Origin of the sequence: Paraburkholderia sp. D15 (assembly GCF_029910215.1) — a bacterium.
Taxonomy (GTDB): Bacteria; Pseudomonadota; Gammaproteobacteria; order Burkholderiales; family Burkholderiaceae; genus Paraburkholderia.
In genome coordinates this window covers 304,215-325,221 of the sequence record NZ_CP110396.1, presented here as the reverse complement: position 1 = coordinate 325,221, position 21,007 = coordinate 304,215, and the positions used below count along the sequence as shown (strand labels likewise).

The window sequence follows — 21,007 nt, the reverse complement described above, 5'->3', positions numbered from 1 at the left end:
CCTTATGCGGTGATTTCAATTCCGTCGAATAGCGACGGCATGGAAAACTCGCGCTCGGCTGATCTCAGGTAATGGACCTGGTCCATGAAGTAGGTCGAGTTGAGTTCCGAGCCACCACCGCGGCGCCCTTTGAGGATCGCGCGGTAGGGAACGGTACCGAGGCCGCAGAACGGGTCGTACACGAGCTCGTCTCGGTTGCTGTACCGGTCGATGAGCCGGTCGACGATGTCGAACTGCAGCGGGCACACGTGCTTCTCGACGGCGCGCTTCGCCTGATCGCCATTCAGCGTCAGCATGCGTGTGACGTCGTGCCAGATGTCCGGATGGTGGGAGCCGGGTGACAGGCTCATGAATTTCGTCGGCAGATGCCCGTCGGCTTGCAGTTCCTCGCCGATCCGGACGTGAAATTCATAGTCGTAGATGTTTTCAAGCGAGTACTTCGTGAAAAGACTCGCCAGCCGGTCCGGTCCGAGAGCGGCCAGTTCGTCCGCAGTGATCAGCCGGTTGCCGCTCGATCGCCAGAATGCGTGCGCGTCGATCTGCCAGCGCGCGAGGCTGTAATCGTCTTTGCTCTTGCGTACCGGCACGTCGGCGTAGCCCTTCGAGCGGTCGGTCTGCGGCTTATGAAACAGGAGGATGTATTCCGGAGAGCCGACGCCCATCTTCGAGCCGTCCTTGCACATTTCGCTGTACGAGAGGCGATAGGTCTGATTGTTCTCGCGGACGACGTCGGTGTTGACGGTGATCATTCCGCAGTAGTCGAAACCGTGTTTGATGCCGTGGAAGAGTGCTTCGGCATGAAACGGGCTGACGGTGGGAATGCCGGCGCCCGTCACGTTGCCGAACTGAATCCGGTCTTTCACGTGGCATGCGTAGATGCGACCCGGCTTCAGGATGCGCAGCAACTGGGGCGTCAGAAAATCCATCTGCGCCCAGAAGTGAGCGTTGTCGTCGGTGTGGCCGAAGTCGTTGTAGCTCGGCGAGTACTCGTAGTGATTCGCGAACGGGATCGATGTAACGATCAGGTCGACGTGATTCTCCGGCTGCAGCTTCGCCTCTTCGACGCAGTCGTTGTTAGCGACCGTGAAGCGGCTGCTTGACACCTCGATGCGTTCCACGCCGATTGAGCGGGCGAGGGTTTCCTGCATGGCCAACTGATTCAGGCCGTATTTTCGAATGATTTCGGTCATCTTCTGCACCATTTCGTCGTGCTGCACCCACTTCTGCTGAAGCGTGCGAAGTACTTCGCGCTCGGCTTCGCTGTACACGACGTCGATGCGAACGCGATGCTTCTGCTGGAATCGCTGAATCCGGTGGATGGCCTGGATGAAGTCGTTAAACTTGAAGCCGATGCCGGCGAAAATTGCACGGTGGCAGAAGCGCTGGAAGTTGCAGCCGCTTCCTGCGATCACCGGCTTCGTCGAAAGACGGCGGTATTTGCCGTTCCCGAAATCCACGATGCGCTGTTCGCGCTCGTCGAGGTCCTGAGTGCCCCACACGCTCGTCACGTCGGGCACCGCTGCCTGGATGCCGTGGCGTTCGGATTCGAGGTCGTGCCAGATGATGAAGTGGTCGTCCGGATCTGCAGCGACGATCTCGCCCACTTTCGCCACGCGCGCGGGCAAGCTATCGCGCTTCTCTGCGGCGGCGGCGCTCAGGCCAAGCGCCGGGTCCTGAAACATCAGTGTCTGGCCGTCGCGGTCCGCGCCGGCTTTCGCATAATCGGTGGGCACTTCGTGATAGCGAACGTCCAACTCGGGCAGGTCGTAGCCTTCGTCGCTATAGCCGAGATCGCTGGGGAACTGGATGAACACGGCCCAGCTCGACACCCACAGCCAGAACTCCTGTTCCTTGTGCGGATAGAGCGTCAGGTTCCCGGCTTTCTCGCTGTCGCGCTGGAAGAAGCGCGTGAGCGCCTGACCTGTGTCCATTACGCCGAGGAAGCCGGCGTAGTGAATCAGTTCCTTGAAACGGTTCGGGCTCGGCGTGGCCGTGTTGACCAACTTGAATCTCACTGCCTCGAAGAGCGGTAGAAATTCCTGATACGTCTTGCTGCCGAAGCTGCGCAACACGCTGGCTTCATCGAGACTGACCGCAGTGAACAGCGCAGGGTCGAGCTTCCCCTCGCGGATCGTCTCGTAATTCGTGAGGTAGAAGACGTGACCGTCGACGATCTCGGCGGCGCTCCGGATAAACCGGAGTTCCATGCCGAGCATCAGTGCGTCGCGGATGAGTTCCTGGCGCACGCCGAGCGGGCAGACGATGAGACCGATGCCGCCGCCCGCCGCGATGATCTGTCGTAACCACTCGCACTGCATCACGGATTTGCCGAGCCCGAACTTCGCGAAAATCGCGCGGTTGCCGCCGAGCACTGCCCACTGGACGATGTCGCGTTGGTGCGAGTACAGGCACTCGTGGAGTGCGGTCAATTCGACGCGGAAACCCGCGAAGTTGGCCATCTTGATCTTCTGCCGCAGGAAGGCGGTGTAATCCGGAGCGCTCATTGGCATACCTCGAGCGCGGCACCTATCGCGCACGCGATCAACATCAATCCCAAAAGGATCGAAGAAAATACAATCAGACCGCGCATGCTGGTCACCTTCGCGTTGTTCGGTGTCTACGTGAATTCAGCGCTGAGCAGAGGCCGTGTGAGCTGCTACAACGCACAGCGCCTGCATCAGTTCCTTGTCGTTACTCGCGCGCATTGCGATCGCGCGCTCCACATCTTTTGTCCCCTGTCTGCGAACCGCGGCAAATGCATCGGCACAGATTTTTTTCGCATCCTCGTACTTCATGCCACCTTCTTGGCCATCTGGGCCTGCCACTCCTCCATCAGGTTCAGGTTGACCTGACGGACGAGGTATTGAGTGATCGCCCGGTTGCCGACAGCCGCCTCGAACGCTGCGATCTTGTCTGCCGGTAACGAGCGCCGGCGCTGTCCCTTCGGATTCACCTCGTCGTTGCTGAGGTAATCGGAGAGATGCTGGGGAAGCAGTTCGCAGACTTCGGCGAGACGAGCTTTCGTCATGCCCATCGCGCGGCGGCTGCGCCACGCCAGAAGGACAGCATCACGAAAGCTCGCGCACTTCGAAACCTCTTCGGTCGGTAAAAACGCCGACCCCGAGAGCATTCCGCCCATCATCGGTAGTTCGTTGTTTTTGTTGTTCATTTAGAAAAATCCAATCGACTAACCTGTTGCCTAACCGGTTACGCACCGGGCCAAATAAAGGCTGACCCGAGGTCAGCCAAATCAGAAAAACAGGACTACTACGTGCTACGCCAACAGCTTCGAAAATTTTTCCTTGCCGCCTGTGCCGCCGACTGGCGCTTGAGTGTCGTCACTCGACTTGATGCGGTCGATAAGGTCGGTCATGAACAGTTCAGGGAATGCAACCTTGACCTTGTCGGGTATCCCGCGCGTTCTCCAGTTCTGGATGCGTTGCACACCACCGGACTTGTCGTAGCCCAGCTTTTCAGCCAGCTTCGCGGGTCCGCCGTGGGCGTCGATAATTGCGCTATCGGGGTGCAGGTCGGGGTGTTTGCTCATAGTGCCTTTATTAAACACCATGTTTAAGCAAAAGGCAAACACTACGTGTATCAACAAGACGTTTACTCAGGCCACAATCTCGCCATGAACAAAGCGATGCACGAGACGGCGAAGCGTCTTTTCAGCGCGGCAAAAAAAGTCCGGCCCGAGATTGAAGGGCCGGCCGATCTTGCGCGCGCGCTCAACCAAAGTGAGCAAACGATTAATAATTGGTCGTACCGTGGAAACGGCGTGTCCAAAGTGGGCCGGTTGGCGGCTCAAAAGATTTTGGGAATCAGCGCGACGTGGATTGAGGACGGCACTGGCGACGTTTTTGCCGGTTCGACTGATCACAAAACGCATACCCACCATGCATCAATCACGGCATCAAAAGATGGCGTAATTGTTAAATCGCCCACCAGGCAGGGCCGTAATCTAGATGACTCGAACACAGAGCCTGGGCCAGACATCAAGGGGAAATACCCGCTGATCTCCTGGGTACAGGCCGGAGCCTGGGAGACTATTGTGGATAACTTCGCACCGGGGGACGCTGAAGCATGGCTGGGGGCGCCCGTCAGCGTTTCTAAATCTTCGTACTATTTGAGAGTGCGCGGAGAGAGTATGTATGACCCAGCTGAACCGAAGTCTTTCAGACATGGAGAGCTGGCGCTCATCGATCCGCATGCGCCGGCCGTGAACGGTTCGCTCGTTGTCGTCCGGTTGGACGATGAGGCTGAAGCGACGTTTAAACAACTGATCATCGAAGGCGATCGCAAGTATCTAAAGGCGCTCAACCCGAATTGGCCAAATCGCATCTTCGAGGTCAATGGAAATGCATCAATCTGTGGCGTGGTGAAGGGCAAGTTCGTAGGCGGCTACTGACAGGCGCACGTGTGCGCGACGCGTTCATGTGTCGCGCCGCACAAACCCCGTGTGCAGCAGGCTAAACTTTCGGGCTACAATGCCGTCAAAGTGTTAGTAACACTTGCAAGTAAACCAACGGAGAGCCCAACATGCGTAAGAAATCTGCGTTTGTAGCCGGCATCCTCGAAGGAATGGCTTTTCCTGGCAGCATTTTTACGGCTGTCAGCTACCCTAAGGTAAGCGGCACAGATGTCGAGCGTCTTCGCGGCGACGTCAAGAATGTTGGGAACGACTTCCGGCGAGTGATCCAGCGAGAGCATGGCAAAACCACCAAGCAGAAATAATCCCGCTCGCCCTGCGCCAGCAAACCCTAAACCGATTCAAAGTCAACAAGCCCACTCCAGCATGAATATGAGCTGGAGTGGGCCATTGCCACCGCCCGGCGCGCTCCAGCAGTTTAACGAAATTATCCCGGATGGTGCGAATCGCATAATGGCGATGGTCGAGGCCGAGCAAGCGCATCGGATAGGGCATGAATCCGAACGCCTGCGCGTGATGGCCCGTGATACGCGCCGGGGGCACTGGATCGGTGGAATCATATCCATCAGTTCAATCGGAGGCGCGGTAGCGTGTGTAGCCCTGCATGCGCCAGCAGCAGTAAGTGTCGCAATGGTCGGAATCCCTGTCCTTGGGATGATTCGAGTCATTGTGGGTAGCAAGACTTCCAAGCAATAGCCCCTGATGTCGATATCAAGCCCAGCCCCGAGCTGGGCTTTTTTACGCCTGCCGCAAAGCAAACCCCTCACGCCATAGCACGGCACCGACCGCGGTCAGCAGAGCTATATCCTGCGTCGACAGGTTATTCCATCCTCCCGCCAGCCATCCGGCAAACGCTGCGCACGTATCGTCTAGCGAGAAGTCGGCGCGGCCCTCAGCGTTGAGGCGTTCGAAGATCGTGATTACGTCGTATGGCGTCATGGTCGCCTCCGCTTGTCGATTTCATTCTAGAACCTCCTTCCCGGCACGCCGGCCTGTTACAAATTTCCTCTCGGAAATTAAACATCGCGTTTGACATGTGTATAAACATGGTGTTTAATAGCCTCCATGGCAGCACACAACACACATCGGGAGTCGGACATGGTCAAGAACAGCAAGCAATCGTGGGCAGTTGGTCAGACCGTTAAGGTCGGTTTTCTCGCCTTGGTCGTCGTCACGCCGATCGCGTCGCGCGGCGATGGTCTGCCGGGCGCCTACATCTTGACCAACGGCACCCAGTTCTACTCGTTCATCCCCCACAACGGCCTCAACAAGATCTCCCCGGACGACGCAGTCGAGATGGTGGAAGAGGGCAAGCGTAACGCGGCCGCTGTCGAAGCGCGTGCAGCGGCGCAGGCAAAGCGCGTGATCGACAACGCTGCAATCACCGCGAAGCTGCGCGATCTGGCCGCGCCGGTCGCCGAGTTCGTTGGTATGGCCGACGTCGACGGTGAGTCCTTCGCGCACTACCGCAACGTCGCCATCTGAAGCCAGAAAGCTAGATCAACCTTAAGTTGTTGTGAGGTCGCCATGAGCACCGTGCCGCGATTGAGTAACTGGATCTTCTTGGGCTGCAACGCGTACGACGAGTACACATTCGTCCCTTGGTTGAACCGAAATGTCTATCGGCGCACGGTGGATTTGAGTCTGGTCTGTCTGCAGTAGCCAGGGCTTTCAGGTGTGGGTGCTTTGCGGTGGCCGGTGGGCTCGGTCACAGGAAGTCCCCCACATGTTGCGCGGCGCAAAACGTTGCCTTATACGAGCGCTGAGCACCTACACCTGAGGGTCGGCCGTAACACGTTGATCAAGGAGTTGGGCTGGGATGTGCCGGTCCTCTATCGAATAGGAGTGCTTGTGATGGGTAAGCATGCAAACGCTGAAATTTATCGTCAGTTCGAGCGCCGCGCTGATCGCGGGCTGGACGAGTCGATGGACGATGCAGACGCTCCGCTGACCGAGGCAGAGCGCGCAGCCGAGTGGGATGACGCCTACTGGGAGCGTCAGGACGCACAGGCTTTGCCGCCCCGCGTCGTGCTGTCCGACGAGTTGCACGCTCCGGGTGTTCGCCGCGTTCGGCTGGGTGACGTGTGATGAGCAAAATCGTCATCGCTGGCTGTGTGTGGGCGTTCATCGCGATGTGTGCATGGGCATTCATGCGCGGCTCTACCAACAGCGGCTCGCACGGCTACTTCTTCCAACGCATTGCCGGCCGCGCTTCGAGATTCCTGCGCGGCGTGCAGCGCGAGCCGGTCCGCCAATACACCGAAGCCCAGTTGCGCCAGCTCGATCACGCATACGGCTTCCTGGTTGCTGTGATCGCAGTCGGATCGGTGGTCGCAATCATCATCACCATTTTCGCGAGGTAGTCATGCTGAAGGACCGCGTTCTCGATATGAAGCACGAAATGCTGTGCGAGCGCACGAAGCGTCGGCAGCAGGCGGCGAAGGCCGAACTGGTTCGCCGCGGCGTGACGCCGCGCACGCCGATCTCGACCGCGTACGTGCCGCCGAGCGTGGCGCGCGTGTTCACGCATACGAATGTTCGAGGCCTCGCATGATCCGCCGCTTCGACGCCTTCTATCGCCGCCACCCGCGCATCGCGACCGCGATCATGATCTGCGCCTGCTTCATCGCGTTGTACGTGGCCGATGGTCAGGACAAGGCCAACACTGCGACGCTGCGCCTGCAGATGTGGTCGTCAACCGGCCGAGGCGTGTGATGAGCGATCTCCGCATCCGCGCCTCGTCGTTCGGCAAGTTCTTCGATTGCGCCTACTCGTGGGAAGGAGAGCATCTGCTCGGCATTCGCAAGCCGGCTGGCCTGCGCGCATTGCTCGGCACCAGCGTGCACGCCGGCACGGCAGCTTTCGATACGGCTCGCCTGAATAAGAGCGAGATTCGCCCGGACGATGCTGCCGGCGTGTTTGTGGACACGCTGCATCACCCTGAGTATGACGTCGACTTCTCGAACGACAACATCAAGTTCACGGAAGCCGAACGTATCGGTCTGGTGCTCACGACGAAGTACTGCACCGAAGTCGCGCCACAGTTCGAGTACGTCGCGGTGGAAATGGCTCTCGAGCCGCTGGTGATCGATTGCGGCGGCGGTGTGTCGATCACGCTGACCGGCACGATGGACCGGGCGCGGGTCGCGGCAACGCACGACGGCACGATCATTCCGGACGTGAAGACGGGCGCGCGCGTCGTAACGAACGGCGAGGCCAATATCAAGTCGCGCTCCGCTCAGACCGGCACGTACCAACTGATGTACGAGCACACGACGCAGGAACGTACGGCCGGCGCCCAGATTATCGGCCTCGGCACTACGTCAAAGACGCCGATTGCCGTGAGCCCCGTTTTTGACGCGCGCCGCGTGCTGATCGGCACCGATGAAGCGCCGGGCCTGATTCAACTGGCCGCCGACATGTTTCGCGCCGGTCTTTTCCCACCCAACCCGCAGTCGTACCTGTGCAGCAAGACGTATTGCGCGCGCTGGAATACCTGCATCTATCACGAATAAAAAGGACGCTTTCAATGAACGCCCCCGCACAACCGCGCACGTTGCAGGACGTTGCGCAACAACCGAATCGCGACGCCAATCTGCCGGCTGTGCAGATGGGTTTCGCAAACAGCCAGTCGTTCGAGCTCATGCAGCGCGCGGCAAAGATGCTGACCCATTCCACGCTCGTGCCCGTTGCCTACCGCGCCCGCACCGAAGTCAAGGAATACGGGAAGGCCACCGGCTACGAGGACAACCCGAGCGGCCTATCGAACTGCGTTGTCGCACTCAACATGGCGCAGCGCATGGGCGCCGACCCGCTGATGGTGATGCAGAACCTGTACATCGTCGAGGGACGTCCGTCGTGGTCGTCTCAATTCATCATCGCGGCTATCAACTCGTGCGGCAAATACTCGCCGCTGCGTTTCGATCTCAGCAAGGCTGGTGATCTGGAAGAGGTCGCGTACACCGCCACCGAGTGGCAGGACCAGCCTAATGGTGGTCGGGCCAAGAAAGTGGCGGTCGAGAAGAAGGTCAAGGTGCGCCATCAGACTTGCGTCGCCTGGGCGATCGAGAAAGAGACGGGCGCTCGGCTCGAATCGCCGACCATCAGCATCCAGATGGCCATCGACGAAGGCTGGCTCACGAAGAACGGAAGCAAGTGGATGACGATGCCCGAAGTAATGCTTCGTTATCGCTCCGCGGCTTTCTTCGGCAAGTTGTATGCGCCGGAACTTCTGATGGGCTTGCAAACCGCAGAGGAAGCGCAGGACATCATCGACCTGGAGCCGCAGGCGGACGGCAAGTTGGCCGTCGATGTCGAATCGCTGCGCAACGCTTCGATGTCGCCGGCCGCTCGTCGCGCAGAGACGGACGCTACCGACGTTCAGGCGACCGACGTCGACAGCGCGGGGCCTGCACAGTCGACACAAGCCGCCGACGCTGAGCAACAACAGCAAACCGACGCGGATGCACCGTCGACCGCAGCCGCATCGAAAGGTGCAGAGCAGGGCGGCGGACCTCTCTCCGAATCGCAGATCACGGCACGTCTCAATGCCGCAAACAACACCGATGAACTGACCGCAGCGATTGCGCTGATCGCCGACGTCCCGGATCCGGACGCCGAAGAGCGGTTGAGCGCACTCGCAACGACGCTTCGTCAAAAGTTCGACAGAGCCGGCCGTCGCGCGCGCGGCGCCGCGCCGAGCGTCGAGTAATCGTCAACGGGGGCTGTTGGTAGGACCCCTGCGCATGGAGCGCTGTCCCGATCAGCGCGCGAATCTACGCAGCCCGCCGCCAGCGAGCCCCCACCACTTTATGAGGCAAATCAGCATGCGTATCCAGCACATCACCGCAAAGCATTTCGTCGGCGCGCGCGCCGTGGATCTCGATATCGACACGCCCGTTACTGTCTTCGCCGGTCCGAACGGTGCTGGCAAGAGCAGCCTGCGCGAGGCGATCAGCGCGGCGCTGACCGGCGACGTTTCCCGCGTGGCATTGAAGAAAGACTATCCGTCGATGGTCACGGAAGGCGCGAAGAAGGCGCTCGTGTCGGTCGAGACCGACGAGGGCACCGCGAGCCTGACGCTACCCGACGGCAAGCACAGCGGCCTGAAGGTGTACACCGGCGCGCTGCCGTATGTCCTAGAGCCTTCGATGTTTGCCAGCATGAAGGCGGATGAGCGCCGTACCTTCCTGTTCGACCTGACCGGACTGCGGGCCACGCCGGAAGCCGTGAAGGGTTCGCTGCTCGAGCGCAAATGCGATATGGCAAAGGTCGAGAAAGTGCTGCCGATGCTGCGCTCCGGTTTTCCGGCGGCGGTGAAGTTCGCCGAAGACGAGGCGCGTGAGGCGAAGGGCGCATGGAAGACGGTGACTGGAGAGCAGTGGGGTTCGGAAAAAGGCGAAGGCTGGGAGGCGGAGGTGCCGCTGTTTGACCTCAAACGGCATGCCGACATCACGGAGCAACTGGTCGCCGTCGACGGCCGGCTCGCTGCAGCGAACAAAGAGGTCGGGGCGCTGCAAGTGAAACATGACGCTTACACGGCAGCCGTCGTGAGCGCAGAGCGCAACGCGGAGTTGGCTGAGAACGTCACGCGCATCGAAGCAAAGTTGGCCACCGACAAACAGAACCTCGCCCTAGCGGAGGCAGCACTGCTGGAAGCGCAACAGCGTGCCGGCGACGCGCCGCGCGAAGGCCTGGTGCACGAACTGGCCACGGCAGTGCGCGAGTTCACGACGATTATCGCTGAAAGCGAAGGTGTCGTTCAGCGCGATACCGGCGCGATCCTGCCGTGGGACAACTACGATTTCTCGACTGCTGCGGACGCGTACGGGGCGTACGTCGGTCAATACGGCGAGCCTGGTGCCAATGGCGACGCCGACGCGCGCGCCAAGGTGCCGGAGCTTATCAAGGCGCGTGATCTGATGATGCGCGCGGTTGCCAACGATGAGCGTGATCTGGCCGCCGCACGCGCCGCGTCCGAATCGCTGAAATTGAAGGCCGACCTCGAAAAGGTCACGGACGAAGACCTGACCGCCGCACGCCGCAGCGTCACGGCGGCCACGGAGCAGCGTACCAACCTGCGGGCTGAGCTCGACAAACTGAACAACGCGAAGCGTGCCGCCGAATCGGCAGCAACGAAGACGAAGGACGCGACTGGCCACCACACCGATATCGCACAGTGGCTCGCGATCGCCGACGCGCTGTCGCCGGATGGTATCCCGGGCGACATGCTTGCCAAGGCGCTCGCGCCGATCAACGGTCAACTCGCTTCGCTGGCGGCGTTCGCAAACTGGGCGGTCCCCGAGATCGGAGCAGACATGGCGATCCGCGCCGGCAACCGACTGTATTCCCTGCTCAGCGAGTCGGAAAAGTATCGCGTCGATGCGCTCGTGGCACTGACGATCGCGGTGCTGTCCGAAAGCCGCCTCGTTTCTTTCGACCGCTTCGATGTTCTCGACATCCCGGGCCGCGGCGATCTGCTCGCGCTTCTCGACGATATGGCCGCGCAGGGCGAAATCACGACCGCGCTGGTATTTGGCACGTTGAAGAAGGTGCCGGAAGGCCTTGCGCAGACGACTCGCGCTCACTGGATCGAAAACGGCGAGCTGCTCGCCACCCACATTGCACAAGCCGCGTAACTGTCCATCGATCGACATACCAAAGGACACACCCACACATGGAACTGATCATCTTCTACGACACGGAAACGAATGGCTTGCCGCAATGGAATCTGCCGTCCGAAGATCCGTCTCAGCCGCATGTCACGCAACTCGCGGCCCAGTTGTGCGACGAACGAAATGGCAACACCATCGCGACGCTCGACGTGTTGATCAAGCCTGACGGCTGGACGATTCCGGACGATCTCGCCGAGCTCACTGGCATCACGACCGAGCGCGCCCTCGCCGAGGGCATCCTGATCTCCGATGCTTCCCGCCAGTTCACGGACCTCTGGCGCCGCGCCTCCCTGCGCGCCGGCCACAACGAATCGTTCGATGCCCGGATGCTGCGCATCGAGTACTTCCGCCATCTCGACCACGACGATCCATTCCATGATGAGTGGAAGTCGGCACCTGCGTTCTGCACGCAAGGCAAAAGCACGAAGATCATCAACCTTCCGCCCACGGCAAAGATGCTCGCGGCCGGCCGCAAGCACGCGAAGTCGCCGAACCTCGCCGAGGCCTACAAGTACTTCACGGGCAAGGAACTCGAGGGCGCGCACGACGCGATGGTCGACGTGAATGCCGCCAAGGTCGTCTATTACGGCATCAAGCAGCACGCCGCAAAGGCCGCCTGAGGCCGAACGCCACCAACATCCGCCATTCGAACCACAGGACCACGCGATGAACGCACCCCAAGACTTCCGCGCAATGACCGCCGCCACCGTCGGCAAAGACCTCCTGCAAGCACTCGTGCTCGAACTCAAGCTTCTGCCCGACGTGTGGGTAAAGCTGTCGGAGAAAAAGCAGAACGATGTAATCGACCGCCTGCGCGATCGCGTGGAGTCGCAAATCAAGATGGCCGTCCACGTGCTGGCCAGTTCGGGGCGCACGGTCGTCGCCGGCGATCTGGATCAGGTGACGATCAAGGACGGCGTCAAGGCGGTCATCAAGTTCAGCGCAGCCGCGCCGTCTCTCCATGAGTTGTACGACGCGCAGGGAAAAGCGGTGCTGGTCGTTGTCGCTGGCGCCGCCGATCACACCGCCGGTATGGACGAAGTCCGCGGTGAGTCCGACCAACGCGCGATGGACCTCGGCAAGGAATACACGTCCGAGGACGGCGACGGGATGAATGGCCCGACCGGTGACGGCGTGGTCGACGGCAACGGCCTTCAGATCGACCACCAGCCTCTTCAGGAAGAACTCGACACAGCCGAGGAAGCCGGATACACCGCTGCCAGTGAAGGCAAACCCCAGAGCGACTGCCCGGTCATGGCCGGAGCGCTGAGCATCGCGTGGGTGAAGGGCTGGAAACAGTGGCACGAAGAGCAGCAGGGCGGTACTGCGGAATGAACGGCAAACGATACGGACAACCCAGTCCTTCGGCGCGTGAGGGACGGCGGGCCGCAGCACGCGAGGCGGAAAAACACGGGAGCAAGTCTACACCCGCCGTCGCGCTGCGCCCGTCGGTCGGCTATCAGCACGCTGAGGCTTTCTGCCTGATGTGGTACGCGTGCGAGTGCGGGCATCGTGAGCGCATCTGGAACAGCCGCGATGGCGTGACGCCGCTCGGCTTCGTGTGTCCGTCGTGCAAAGAGCCAAAGCTGCGGCACGTCAACTGGGCGCTCGATCAGTACGCACCCGATCATGTACCTGCGATTGGTCAACGTGTGTGGATCAACCTGACGCGCGATCGCGCGATGGAGATCGCGAGCCGAACGGTTGATCAGGTTGCCAAAGGGAAAGTCCCTGTCGGAACCGACCTGCAGCGAATCGCCGACGCCGTTTTCAATGAAGGCATGGCGCCGGATCTCGTCGTCTACGGATACGTGGAGGCATCGTGAGAGCAGACATCGAGAAGTACCTCGGGACCGTTCTGGAATCTACTGCCAAAACCATTTCGCACAAGCTTGGGCTGCCGCAGCTCGACGTGTCGCGAGAGTTGAACGGGATGGTGAAGGACGGCACCCTCGAGCGCGAAATGAGGAAAGGCGAATACGCCTACTGGCTGACACGCGCTGACGCTGGGTCCAACGTCTCCGTTGAAACGGAGCACCAGATCGCTCCCGTCGAAATGGCGGCGGACAGCCCGGCGCGGTCGCTCGTCGCGAACGAGTTTCGCGCGGCCGATCTTTCCGTTCGGGATCTATGCGAACTCCTCGGCGTCGATTTCGATAAGAGCGTAACGCCTGTCGCAGACGCGATCGAGGCCGCGCGCCTGAAGATCCAGTGCGCTTCTGATGCGATGACAGCGCTAGACGCAGAGCGTTCTGAGGTTGAGTCGCAGAAGAAAGTGATCGCAACGCTACGCGCCAACAATGCAGCCCTCGAGCAGAAGATCGATGAACTCACCATCGTCGATGCCGAATTCGTGCCGGCCCAGGTGTTCGTCACCATCGGACGGCACGCAGAGCCGAAGCGACACAGAACGCTGGAGAAAGCACAGCGTCGAGCACATTTGCTTGTACGCAGCGAAAGGGAATCGGAGGTGCTGGTGCTCGAACCTGTAGGACGGGTCGTGCGCGGTGCCGAGTGGCGTTCGCAGTAAGTACGGCGTCGCGCTTATCCCGAAGGGCGCGGCGTGTGTTTGGAAGAGGCGGCCTGTACGCGCGCCTCGCTTTTTTCCCCAAATAGGAGAAGCAATGCAACAACTTCAGATTCCCCCGCTCGCTGAAGGCGAGATCTACATCGGCGCCGTGGGTGACAAGAACGGCGACATCTATCACGTCGTGCTGCTGCCGGGTGACAACGACGATGCGCCGTGGGCCGATCAACTCGAGTGGGCCAAGAGCATCGGTGGCGATCTGCCGAACCGCATCGAACAGGCCATGCTCTTCGCAGGATTCCGCGACGAGTTCCAGAAAGACGCGTACTGGTCGAACGCGCCCGACACGGATACGGGATACGCCGGTTGGGCCTGGTATCAGTACTTCCTCACCGGTAGCCAGAGCCTCAACCACAAGGGCAACGCGCTCCGCGCGCGTGCCGTCCGCAGATTGCCCATTTAATCATTCATCAATTACCAAGGAGTGCAGGCGATGACAATCACGCTTGAGGCCATCGAGGCCGAACAAACAAAAGTCAACGAGATGATCTTGGCTTTCAAAAAACAGGCGGCTACCACGGTCTTCCACATCGCGGCAGCGACGATCACGCTCGCGCCGGGTGAACGTTACGCCGGTCTCGTGCTCGGCGAAAACGGTGAGGCCGACTATCACCTGATCCTGCTACCCGGCGACGCCGAGGATGTTGACTGGGAAGCGGCTGGTAAGTGGGCAACCGAACATGGCGGCGTATTGCCCAATCGTCGCGAACAGTCACTGCTCTTCGCCAACCTGAAGAGCGAGTTTCAACCGACGTATTACTGGTCCGGTCAACAGCACGAGGAAGAGTCCGGTTGGGCCTGGTATCAGTACTTCGGCTACGGTAGCCAGGACGACGACCGCGAGGGCCTCGCGCTCCGCGCGCGTGCCGTCCGCAGATTAATTCTTCAATAATTTAGTCATTCAACAGCATGGCCATCCACACGCAACTGCCGATTTACAAGGTCGCTTACGAAATGCTCGACGTCGTGAGCGACCTCGTTGCAAATGTGCCGCGAAAGTTCAAGCGCTCGATCGGCGAGAAGATCGACGCCGAGTGCATTGAAATAGCGGTGCTCGTTTTCCGTGCGAATGTCGCTACGAACAAGGAACCGCATCTCGTCGAGTTGCTTGAGCGTCTACAGGTGATCGAACTTCTTCTTCGCCTTGCAACGGACAAGCGCCTGATTTCGCGTGGTGGTTACGCGAAGGCGATTGACCTGAGCACGAGCATCGGCAAACAGGCAAATGGATGGCGCCGCGCCGCAAGTCGCCCGCTTCATGGAGGTCAAGGCCGTCATGACTGAGCGATCTTTCAATCTGGTCGTGCCGCTGGCTCACGAGGCCACCGCCATGCGCATCACGGATACCGACCGCCGGCGTGCGGACAGGTCCTGCGCAGTTTCCCTGCTGAGCGATCGGCCGGGCGACGTAGATAGCACGAACGATACGGTTGGGCCTGGTATCAGAACTTCAACAACGGTAACCAGAACAACAACCACAAGAACAACGCGCTCCGCGCGCGTGCCGTCCGCAGATTGGAATGCTGGTTTCACTTTTACGGATCTCGCCAACGCCTATTTCGACTGTCGGCGCACGAAGCGCAACAGCGCCAGCGCGCTGACTTTCGAATCGAATCTGGAGCACAACCTTCGTCGCCTGTACGACGATCTGGCCGGCGGCACTTATACGCCCGGCCCTTCCGTCTGTTTCGTGATCACGCGCCCGAAGCCGCGCGAGGTGTGGGCGGCCGACTTTCGCGACCGTGTCGTCCACCATTTACTGTACAAGCGCACCGGCCCGCGTTTCGAAAAGGCATTCATTGCCGACTCGTGCGCATGTATCAAGGGGCGCGGCACGCTGTACGCGGCGCAACGCCTCGACGGGAAGATTCGCTCGGTCACGCAAAACTGGTCCCGGCCGGCGCACTATCTGAAGTGCGATCTCGCGAACTTCTTCGTCAGCATCGACAAGCGCAAATTGCTCAAGCTGCTGCTCGCGAAGATTCCCGAGCCGTTCTGGCGCGCGCTGACCGAGCTCGTGCTGATGCACGATCCACGGGCCGACTTCGTCTACCGCGGCGATCGCGCGCTGATGGATCTGGTACCGCCGCACAAGCGACTCATGAACCAGCCGGCGCACCTCGGCCTGCCGATCGGCAACCTCTCGTCACAGTTCTTCGCGAATGTGCTGCTCGACGTGTTGGACCAGCATGTAAAGCACGTGATAGGGGCACGCCACTACATCCGCTATGTGGATGACTTCCTGTTTTTGCACGAATCGACCGACTGGCTGAACGCGGCGCTGCGCGACGTCGACGCGTTCCTGCCGGCGGCGCTCGGCCTGCGGTTGAATCCGAAGAAAACCATTCTTCAGCCGATCGCGCGCGGCGTGGACTTCGTCGGGCAGGTGATCAAGCCGTGGCGACGCTCGACGCGGCGGCGCACGGTCGGCGAAGCAGCCCGGCGCGTCGCTACGGTCGCCGCAGACGAATTTCTTGATGTCGCGAACAGCTATTTCGGCCTGCTCGGGCAGGCGCCGGCCAGCCACCACGACCGCGCCACGCTAGCCAACGTTGTCCGGGATCGCGGACACGCGGTCAACTTCAAACTCACCAAAACATATCGAGGATCAGGCGTATGAAGCGCGACGCGATTTCTCTCCCCCTGCAACTCGGCAGCGAGCTCATCGTGGATAACTTCGCCGGCGGAGGCGGCGCAAGTACCGGCATCGAGCGCGCGTTCGGCCGCTCGATCGACATTGCGATCAACCACGACGGCGAAGCGCTTGCGATGCACGCAGCCAACCACCCGACCACGAAGCATTACACCGAAGACGTCTTCGCAGTGCATCCCGGATTTATCACGGGGGAGCAACCGATCGGCCTCGCGTGGTTCAGCCCGGACTGCAAGCATCACAGCAAGGCGAAAGGCGGAAAGCCACGCGAACAGAAGATTCGCGGGCTGGCATGGGTCACGTTGAAGTGGGCGACGTTCCAGATGCCTCGCTGCATCGCACTCGAAAATGTTGAAGAGTTCCAGGACTGGGGCCCGCTCGACGATGAGGGGCGTCCCATCAAGGCAGAGAAGGGCCGCACGTTCAGCGCCTTTGTCGCGGCGCTCACGACTGGTCTGCCGAAAGAGCATCCGGACACCGGCGAGATCTACGAAACGCTCGGCGCTGATTTCCCGATGGCGCGCCTGCACGCCGGCCTTGGCTACAAAGTAGAGTGGCGCGTCCTGCGTGCCTGCGACTTTGGCACGCCGACGATCCGTAAGCGCCTCTATGTTTTCGCGCGCCGCGACGGATTGCCTATCGTCTGGCCTGCGGCAACGCACGGCGACCCGAAAGGCGCCGCAGTGAAGGCCGGGAAACTGCTGCCGTGGCGCACCGCCGCCGAATGCATCGACTGGTCAATCCCCTGTCCGTCGATCTTTGACCGCGCGCGGCCGCTGAAAGACGCGACGCTGCGCCGGATCGCCAAGGGCATCATGAAATTCGTGGTGAACAGCGCGGATCCGTTCATCGTGTCGTACTACACGGCTGACGAGAGGTTTCGTGGCTCGTCCGTCGATTCGCCCCTCGGCACATCCACAACCGCGAACCGCTTTGCAGTCGTCGCACCTACGCTGATGCACGTGACTCATCACGGATCGGATCGTAACGCCGACATCGGCGCGCCGATCGCGACAGTAACCGGCGCAAACCGCGGCGAACAGGCTCTCGTCTCCGCGACGTTGATCCAGACCGGCTACGGCGAGCGCGAGGGCCAGGAGCCGCGCGTGCCCGGCCTCGACAAGCCGCTCGGCACCGCAGTCGCCGGTGGCGTCAAGCACGCCGTCGTGTCCGCGTTCCTCGCGAAGCACTACGGTGGTCACGAGACGCCCGGATCGTCGCTCGATGCTGCGATGAGCACGGTGACGGCGCAGGATCATCACGCGCTAGTCACCGCGCAGCTCGTCGGTTGCGGTGGCCGCGCCGGTCAGTCACGGCCGCGCGATGCGAACGAGCCAATGGCGACCATCACCAGCAAAGCGGATACGACTGTCGTCACCTCGCACCTTCTGAAGCTGCGCAACAACCAGTTTGGCCAAGACGCTGCCGATCCGATGCCGACGCTTACGGCCGGCGGCGGCCACGTCGGCGAAGTGCGCGCGTTTCTGATCAAGTACTACGGCAACGAAAAGGACGGGCAGTCCCTGCGCGCGCCGCTCGGCACTATCCCGACACACGATCGCTTCGGTCTTGTCACGATCCACGGCGAAACATACGCGATCGTCGATATCGGCATGCGGATGCTGACGCCGCGTGAACTTGCGCGCGCCCAAGGCTTCCCGGATTCCTACGTGCTGGACCCGATCCACAACGGAAAGCCCCTCTCGAAAAGCGCTCAGGTGCGCATGATCGGCAATAGCGTGTGCCCTGACGTCGCGGCCGCGCTGATCCGTGCCAACTTCACGCATGAGCGTCTGATTACGGCGGCGGCCTAATGCATCCGCGCAGCGCGCGAAGCAATCGACCAATCTTGAGTGAGGCGAGCATGAGCCTTGAACTTTCAATTCTCAGGCACACGATCGGCGCCGACAAATATGGCCAGCGCCGCGGCGACCGCAACTATTTCATTACCGGGCCGCGCACAACGGATTACCCGACTTGTGTCGATCTGGTCGAACGCGGACTCATGTATCGCACGCCCGGCAATTCGATCACCAGCGGCAATGACGTGTTCCGCCTGACGGATGCGGGTTTTGCGCATGTGCGCGATACGGCTGAAGTTGACCAAAACCGGTACTGGCTTTGTCTCGCGCCGTGGCGGGAAGAATGGGAAACGGAAGCTTGGTTCAAGGTGCGCGCCGAAACACGCAGTAAAGCTCGGTACGAGGCATTTCTATATCTCGGTGAGGTGCGCGACCTCGACGGTAAAGACCTGATCCGCATCCGCGTGAAGGCCGCTCCGAGGCCGAAACCCGGCAAAACGCTCTCGCCGCATGACGGCGATGGCTCCGACGACTTGCCTTTTTGAGTAAGGACAGAATCATGACCACGAATACTGAAGCAGTGCCGAGCGAAACGAAACTGGCGATAGGAACGCGCATTCAGTTTTCCAAAACGCTGACCGAGGGCCCAACCGATGAACATCCGGGGCGTCTCTACGCATCGAGCGGAGAGACCGGGGAAATAACCGGCTACAACAACTTCGAAGGCTACATGGTGAAGACCGACTCGTGGCCGCACTCGTTCGGCGCGAGCCGTGACGAATTCGCGCCGTTGCGAGCTCACCCCGACGATCTCGCCGTCGATCGCTTCGCTGCGGCGGCGACCAATGCCGTGTACGGCGTCGCGCCAGGCGCACCGCAGCCCGAGTACATCAACCTCGAAGGACTCCGCGAGAAGCTGCTCGCGCCGCGGGAGATCGCGCGCGACAAGGAAGGCTGGCTCGTCCATCCCGATCTTCCTGTGTGGGACGAGGACGTGCGCGTAGACAAGTTCCTCGAAGCATTTCGCATCGAAGCCGCGTTCGTCAGTATGGAAAACGACGCGTGCGCCGAAGCCTATGAAACCTACTTCGAGCGCGGCGACGCAGATTGCAGCGCGTGGACGCCGACGGCGCCGGCTGGTGCTGGCTGGATGTTGCTGGAGATCTACGACACCGAAGACGGCCCATACGCGTTGTTCGGGCGCGATTGGTACTCCGCCGAGCAGGAACGCAAGAAAGAGCATACGCGCAAGCTACGCGACGCAGTGCTCGCTCGCCGTGCCGCCTCATCTACCGGTGATCAGGTATGAGCAACGTCGAGCAACTGCCAATCAAAGCAACCAGTGAACGTCCCGCCCCTCGTCGCATCGTGCGCCCGTGTGAATGGGGCCTTCTCGGCGCTGTGCGCGATATGGAAACGCAAATGGGAACAGTCGAGGCATACAACCGATTGTGCGATGCCGCTCAGCAGTTGAAAGCAAAGATTGATCGCGGTGAAGCCCAAGCGCAGAACAAGCTGTTCGCGACCGATCCGAAGTGGATCTATCCGGCTGGCTGAATCATGACCACCCCCAACAGTATCGCTGGAGCGATGACTATGACCCAAGATGACTTCGAGTACATCATCGAACCTTTCCTGCCGGTCACGAAGGGCCGAGACTGGCGCGCTTTCCTGAAAGGTTTGCGTGGCGGCGCTGGGCGTGAAAACGAATACCGCGTCATTTCGGATTACACAGCGGCGCTCTGCGAGTCGTTGACGCGTTGGAACGGACTGCTATCTGCAAGCAAGCCTGCCGCGTTTTCTTTGCTTGCCGAAGATCACAAGGGAATGCGTGTGGACTATTTGGGTCTGCTCAAACAGGTGAGAACGGCTCTCGCCGTAGGCTGCAAAGAGCCCGCGCTGGCCGAGATGCTTCGCCAGTTGCAAGGCCACATCGCCGAGTTGGGGCGGCGCTGGTATGTCGGTGATACCGCAGTCGTCGACGAGCTTCTGCAACTCTATTGCGTCGAAAATGATGCGCGAGCCGCAGCGCTCGACGCAGCCTCTGCCGCGCCAGCGCAATCGACTCAGCCCGCCACGCTCGAAGCCAAGTCGGATAAGACGGAGAGCGATATTTCAGGTGATGCGCCCGCCGGGGCCGCGCCAGAGCAATCGGGGGAGCCGGTGGCGTGGCTCCGCGCCGACAATCTGGACGACGCGATTTCTGCTGCCAAGAAGCGCGGCATGATCGAGTCGGCGGGAGGCCCGGGAAAGAAATTGGCCAACTGCTATTCGGTGCCGGCGTTTGCCAACCCTCAACCATCCCAGCCCGCGCAAGCTGGCGAGCCTTGCAAACACTGCAACGTAGATCGTCCGTATCACGATTTGGATTGCCCGGTCGCGGTTGAAGCTCTCGCCGCAAAGAGCGCGCAATCCGCCGTGGTGCTGGACGATGAACGGGCGGCGCTCAGAGACATGCTCGACGATGCTCGCAGCGAAGTGACAGCGATTCGTGAGGCGTTAGGCGTTCCGTACGAGCCGCACCAAACGCTGCTTGAGCGAACTCTCGATGCAGCCCGCGCCGCATCCCCGCAACCAGTAGCACAGGTGGATGACGCGCGGGGCGTTGTCCGTATCGTATGTGCTGCGAATCGTAAGCGTTTCACTGGAGAAATCATGCTCGGCATCCGGCATCACGATGCGTTCATGAACCGTATGGACACCGAAGGCGATCCGGTTGATCAGGGGTTCATCGACAACCGTGGGAACTTTCTATCGCGTACCGAAGCGTGGAAGGTAGCCGACGCTGCAGGCCAGATCGTGCGCCGTTGCGGCGGCGACGCAGCAAATGGCGGGACGCTGTATTCCGAAAATCTTTACTGA

Annotated in this window: 28 protein-coding genes; 23 read left to right on the top strand and 5 right to left on the bottom strand. The window is 60.7% G+C overall.

Annotated features, from left to right (window positions below; translation table 11 throughout):
* Positions 1 to 2: 2 nt before the first annotated feature.
* The 4 genes from LFL96_RS21040 to LFL96_RS21025 form a co-directional block, all read right to left on the bottom strand.
* A complete protein-coding gene (locus LFL96_RS21040; protein ID WP_281002638.1) occupies positions 3 to 2,504 on the bottom strand; it encodes a DNA methyltransferase in 2,502 nt (833 codons plus the stop codon).
* Positions 2,505 to 2,627: 123 nt separating this feature from the next.
* Complete coding sequence (locus LFL96_RS21035) at positions 2,628 to 2,795, bottom strand: hypothetical protein (protein WP_281002637.1); 168 nt, start codon at positions 2,793 to 2,795, stop codon at positions 2,628 to 2,630.
* On the bottom strand, positions 2,792 to 3,169 hold the full coding sequence (locus LFL96_RS21030; protein ID WP_281002636.1) for an XRE family transcriptional regulator: 378 nt from the start codon (positions 3,167 to 3,169) through the stop codon (positions 2,792 to 2,794). The genes LFL96_RS21035 and LFL96_RS21030 overlap by 4 nt, the downstream gene beginning before the upstream one ends.
* A gap of 105 nt (positions 3,170 to 3,274) precedes the next feature.
* Entirely contained in the window at positions 3,275 to 3,547 is a 273-nt protein-coding gene (locus LFL96_RS21025; protein WP_281002635.1) for a hypothetical protein, read from the bottom strand.
* A gap of 84 nt (positions 3,548 to 3,631) precedes the next feature.
* Here LFL96_RS21025 and LFL96_RS21020 point away from each other — a divergent pair, with 84 nt between their 5' ends.
* The gene (locus LFL96_RS21020) at positions 3,632 to 4,408 is read left to right on the top strand and encodes a S24 family peptidase (RefSeq protein WP_281002634.1); all 777 of its coding nucleotides are present in this window, start codon (positions 3,632 to 3,634) and stop codon (positions 4,406 to 4,408) included.
* Positions 4,409 to 4,539: 131 nt separating this feature from the next.
* On the top strand, positions 4,540 to 4,734 hold the full coding sequence (locus tag LFL96_RS21015; protein WP_281002633.1) for a hypothetical protein: 195 nt from the start codon (positions 4,540 to 4,542) through the stop codon (positions 4,732 to 4,734).
* A 433-nt stretch (positions 4,735 to 5,167) separates the two neighbouring features.
* Here the strand turns inward: LFL96_RS21015 and LFL96_RS21010 are convergent, their stop codons facing one another.
* The gene (locus LFL96_RS21010; RefSeq protein ID WP_281002632.1) at positions 5,168 to 5,368 is read right to left on the bottom strand and encodes a hypothetical protein; all 201 of its coding nucleotides are present in this window, start codon (positions 5,366 to 5,368) and stop codon (positions 5,168 to 5,170) included.
* A 159-nt stretch (positions 5,369 to 5,527) separates the two neighbouring features.
* Here LFL96_RS21010 and LFL96_RS21005 point away from each other — a divergent pair, with 159 nt between their 5' ends.
* The 21 genes from LFL96_RS21005 to LFL96_RS20905 all read left to right on the top strand — a co-directional run bounded on the left by LFL96_RS21005 (position 5,528) and on the right by LFL96_RS20905 (position 21,007).
* The gene (locus tag LFL96_RS21005; protein WP_281002631.1) at positions 5,528 to 5,914 is read left to right on the top strand and encodes a hypothetical protein; all 387 of its coding nucleotides are present in this window, start codon (positions 5,528 to 5,530) and stop codon (positions 5,912 to 5,914) included.
* 369 nt (positions 5,915 to 6,283) lie between these two features.
* Complete coding sequence (locus tag LFL96_RS21000; protein ID WP_281002630.1) at positions 6,284 to 6,517, top strand: hypothetical protein; 234 nt, start codon at positions 6,284 to 6,286, stop codon at positions 6,515 to 6,517.
* A complete protein-coding gene (locus LFL96_RS20995; RefSeq protein ID WP_281002629.1) occupies positions 6,517 to 6,792 on the top strand; it encodes a hypothetical protein in 276 nt (91 codons plus the stop codon). Before LFL96_RS21000 ends, LFL96_RS20995 begins: the two co-directional genes overlap by 1 nt.
* Positions 6,793 to 6,794: 2 nt before the next feature.
* Complete coding sequence (locus LFL96_RS20990) at positions 6,795 to 6,983, top strand: hypothetical protein (protein WP_281002628.1); 189 nt, start codon at positions 6,795 to 6,797, stop codon at positions 6,981 to 6,983.
* Positions 6,980 to 7,144, top strand: coding sequence for a hypothetical protein (locus tag LFL96_RS20985; protein ID WP_281002627.1), 165 nt, complete (start codon positions 6,980 to 6,982; stop codon positions 7,142 to 7,144). Before LFL96_RS20990 ends, LFL96_RS20985 begins: the two co-directional genes overlap by 4 nt.
* Positions 7,144 to 7,944: a PD-(D/E)XK nuclease family protein gene (locus LFL96_RS20980; protein ID WP_281002626.1), complete on the top strand. Its 801-nt coding sequence runs from the start codon at positions 7,144 to 7,146 to the stop codon at positions 7,942 to 7,944. Before LFL96_RS20985 ends, LFL96_RS20980 begins: the two co-directional genes overlap by 1 nt.
* A 14-nt stretch (positions 7,945 to 7,958) precedes the next feature.
* A complete protein-coding gene (locus tag LFL96_RS20975) occupies positions 7,959 to 9,140 on the top strand; it encodes a hypothetical protein (RefSeq protein WP_281002625.1) in 1,182 nt (393 codons plus the stop codon).
* A gap of 115 nt (positions 9,141 to 9,255) precedes the next feature.
* Positions 9,256 to 11,067 (top strand): AAA family ATPase, encoded by a 1,812-nt coding sequence (locus tag LFL96_RS20970; RefSeq protein ID WP_281002624.1) that lies wholly within the window; start codon positions 9,256 to 9,258, stop codon positions 11,065 to 11,067.
* A 38-nt stretch (positions 11,068 to 11,105) separates the two neighbouring features.
* Positions 11,106 to 11,723, top strand: coding sequence for a 3'-5' exonuclease (locus LFL96_RS20965; protein WP_281002623.1), 618 nt, complete (start codon positions 11,106 to 11,108; stop codon positions 11,721 to 11,723).
* Between the two features lie 46 nt (positions 11,724 to 11,769).
* Entirely contained in the window at positions 11,770 to 12,438 is a 669-nt protein-coding gene (locus LFL96_RS20960; RefSeq protein WP_281002622.1) for an Rmf/CrpP family protein, read from the top strand.
* Complete coding sequence (locus LFL96_RS20955; protein ID WP_281002621.1) at positions 12,435 to 12,929, top strand: hypothetical protein; 495 nt, start codon at positions 12,435 to 12,437, stop codon at positions 12,927 to 12,929. Before LFL96_RS20960 ends, LFL96_RS20955 begins: the two co-directional genes overlap by 4 nt.
* A complete protein-coding gene (locus LFL96_RS20950; protein ID WP_281002620.1) occupies positions 12,926 to 13,633 on the top strand; it encodes a 1-pyrroline-5-carboxylate dehydrogenase in 708 nt (235 codons plus the stop codon). Before LFL96_RS20955 ends, LFL96_RS20950 begins: the two co-directional genes overlap by 4 nt.
* Positions 13,634 to 13,727: 94 nt before the next feature.
* Positions 13,728 to 14,093, top strand: coding sequence for a DUF1566 domain-containing protein (locus LFL96_RS20945; RefSeq protein WP_281002619.1), 366 nt, complete (start codon positions 13,728 to 13,730; stop codon positions 14,091 to 14,093).
* A 30-nt stretch (positions 14,094 to 14,123) separates the two neighbouring features.
* Positions 14,124 to 14,582 (top strand): DUF1566 domain-containing protein, encoded by a 459-nt coding sequence (locus tag LFL96_RS20940; RefSeq protein WP_281002618.1) that lies wholly within the window; start codon positions 14,124 to 14,126, stop codon positions 14,580 to 14,582.
* 17 nt (positions 14,583 to 14,599) lie between these two features.
* Positions 14,600 to 14,974, top strand: coding sequence for a four helix bundle protein (locus LFL96_RS20935; protein ID WP_281002617.1), 375 nt, complete (start codon positions 14,600 to 14,602; stop codon positions 14,972 to 14,974).
* Positions 14,975 to 15,191: 217 nt separating this feature from the next.
* Complete coding sequence (locus tag LFL96_RS20930; RefSeq protein WP_348638445.1) at positions 15,192 to 16,310, top strand: RNA-directed DNA polymerase; 1,119 nt, start codon at positions 15,192 to 15,194, stop codon at positions 16,308 to 16,310.
* A complete protein-coding gene (locus LFL96_RS20925; RefSeq protein WP_281002616.1) occupies positions 16,307 to 18,157 on the top strand; it encodes a DNA cytosine methyltransferase in 1,851 nt (616 codons plus the stop codon). Before LFL96_RS20930 ends, LFL96_RS20925 begins: the two co-directional genes overlap by 4 nt.
* 50 nt (positions 18,158 to 18,207) lie before the next feature.
* A complete protein-coding gene (locus tag LFL96_RS20920) occupies positions 18,208 to 18,690 on the top strand; it encodes a hypothetical protein (RefSeq protein WP_281002615.1) in 483 nt (160 codons plus the stop codon).
* 14 nt (positions 18,691 to 18,704) lie between these two features.
* Positions 18,705 to 19,454 (top strand): hypothetical protein, encoded by a 750-nt coding sequence (locus tag LFL96_RS20915; protein WP_281002614.1) that lies wholly within the window; start codon positions 18,705 to 18,707, stop codon positions 19,452 to 19,454.
* The gene (locus tag LFL96_RS20910; protein WP_281002613.1) at positions 19,451 to 19,702 is read left to right on the top strand and encodes a hypothetical protein; all 252 of its coding nucleotides are present in this window, start codon (positions 19,451 to 19,453) and stop codon (positions 19,700 to 19,702) included. Before LFL96_RS20915 ends, LFL96_RS20910 begins: the two co-directional genes overlap by 4 nt.
* Positions 19,703 to 19,741: 39 nt before the next feature.
* Complete coding sequence (locus LFL96_RS20905) at positions 19,742 to 21,007, top strand: hypothetical protein (protein ID WP_281002612.1); 1,266 nt, start codon at positions 19,742 to 19,744, stop codon at positions 21,005 to 21,007.

Coding starts and splice junctions, on each gene's coding strand:
- LFL96_RS21025 (WP_281002635.1), bottom strand. CDS start 3,547: ATGAGCAAACACCCCGACCTGCACCCCGATAGCGCAATTATCGACGCC.
- LFL96_RS21015 (WP_281002633.1), top strand. CDS start 4,540: ATGCGTAAGAAATCTGCGTTTGTAGCCGGCATCCTCGAAGGAATGGCT.
- LFL96_RS20940 (WP_281002618.1), top strand. CDS start 14,124: ATGACAATCACGCTTGAGGCCATCGAGGCCGAACAAACAAAAGTCAAC.
- LFL96_RS21030 (WP_281002636.1), bottom strand. CDS start 3,169: ATGAACAACAAAAACAACGAACTACCGATGATGGGCGGAATGCTCTCG.
- LFL96_RS21020 (WP_281002634.1), top strand. CDS start 3,632: ATGAACAAAGCGATGCACGAGACGGCGAAGCGTCTTTTCAGCGCGGCA.
- LFL96_RS20925 (WP_281002616.1), top strand. CDS start 16,307: ATGAAGCGCGACGCGATTTCTCTCCCCCTGCAACTCGGCAGCGAGCTC.
- LFL96_RS20910 (WP_281002613.1), top strand. CDS start 19,451: ATGAGCAACGTCGAGCAACTGCCAATCAAAGCAACCAGTGAACGTCCC.
- LFL96_RS20955 (WP_281002621.1), top strand. CDS start 12,435: ATGAACGGCAAACGATACGGACAACCCAGTCCTTCGGCGCGTGAGGGA.
- LFL96_RS20960 (WP_281002622.1), top strand. CDS start 11,770: ATGAACGCACCCCAAGACTTCCGCGCAATGACCGCCGCCACCGTCGGC.
- LFL96_RS20920 (WP_281002615.1), top strand. CDS start 18,208: ATGAGCCTTGAACTTTCAATTCTCAGGCACACGATCGGCGCCGACAAA.
- LFL96_RS20935 (WP_281002617.1), top strand. CDS start 14,600: ATGGCCATCCACACGCAACTGCCGATTTACAAGGTCGCTTACGAAATG.
- LFL96_RS20905 (WP_281002612.1), top strand. CDS start 19,742: ATGACCCAAGATGACTTCGAGTACATCATCGAACCTTTCCTGCCGGTC.
- LFL96_RS20915 (WP_281002614.1), top strand. CDS start 18,705: ATGACCACGAATACTGAAGCAGTGCCGAGCGAAACGAAACTGGCGATA.
- LFL96_RS20990 (WP_281002628.1), top strand. CDS start 6,795: ATGCTGAAGGACCGCGTTCTCGATATGAAGCACGAAATGCTGTGCGAG.
- LFL96_RS21035 (WP_281002637.1), bottom strand. CDS start 2,795: ATGAAGTACGAGGATGCGAAAAAAATCTGTGCCGATGCATTTGCCGCG.
- LFL96_RS20995 (WP_281002629.1), top strand. CDS start 6,517: ATGAGCAAAATCGTCATCGCTGGCTGTGTGTGGGCGTTCATCGCGATG.
- LFL96_RS21010 (WP_281002632.1), bottom strand. CDS start 5,368: ATGACGCCATACGACGTAATCACGATCTTCGAACGCCTCAACGCTGAG.
- LFL96_RS21005 (WP_281002631.1), top strand. CDS start 5,528: ATGGTCAAGAACAGCAAGCAATCGTGGGCAGTTGGTCAGACCGTTAAG.
- LFL96_RS21040 (WP_281002638.1), bottom strand. CDS start 2,504: ATGAGCGCTCCGGATTACACCGCCTTCCTGCGGCAGAAGATCAAGATG.
- LFL96_RS20980 (WP_281002626.1), top strand. CDS start 7,144: ATGAGCGATCTCCGCATCCGCGCCTCGTCGTTCGGCAAGTTCTTCGAT.
- LFL96_RS20975 (WP_281002625.1), top strand. CDS start 7,959: ATGAACGCCCCCGCACAACCGCGCACGTTGCAGGACGTTGCGCAACAA.
- LFL96_RS20965 (WP_281002623.1), top strand. CDS start 11,106: ATGGAACTGATCATCTTCTACGACACGGAAACGAATGGCTTGCCGCAA.
- LFL96_RS20985 (WP_281002627.1), top strand. CDS start 6,980: ATGATCCGCCGCTTCGACGCCTTCTATCGCCGCCACCCGCGCATCGCG.
- LFL96_RS21000 (WP_281002630.1), top strand. CDS start 6,284: ATGGGTAAGCATGCAAACGCTGAAATTTATCGTCAGTTCGAGCGCCGC.
- LFL96_RS20945 (WP_281002619.1), top strand. CDS start 13,728: ATGCAACAACTTCAGATTCCCCCGCTCGCTGAAGGCGAGATCTACATC.
- LFL96_RS20970 (WP_281002624.1), top strand. CDS start 9,256: ATGCGTATCCAGCACATCACCGCAAAGCATTTCGTCGGCGCGCGCGCC.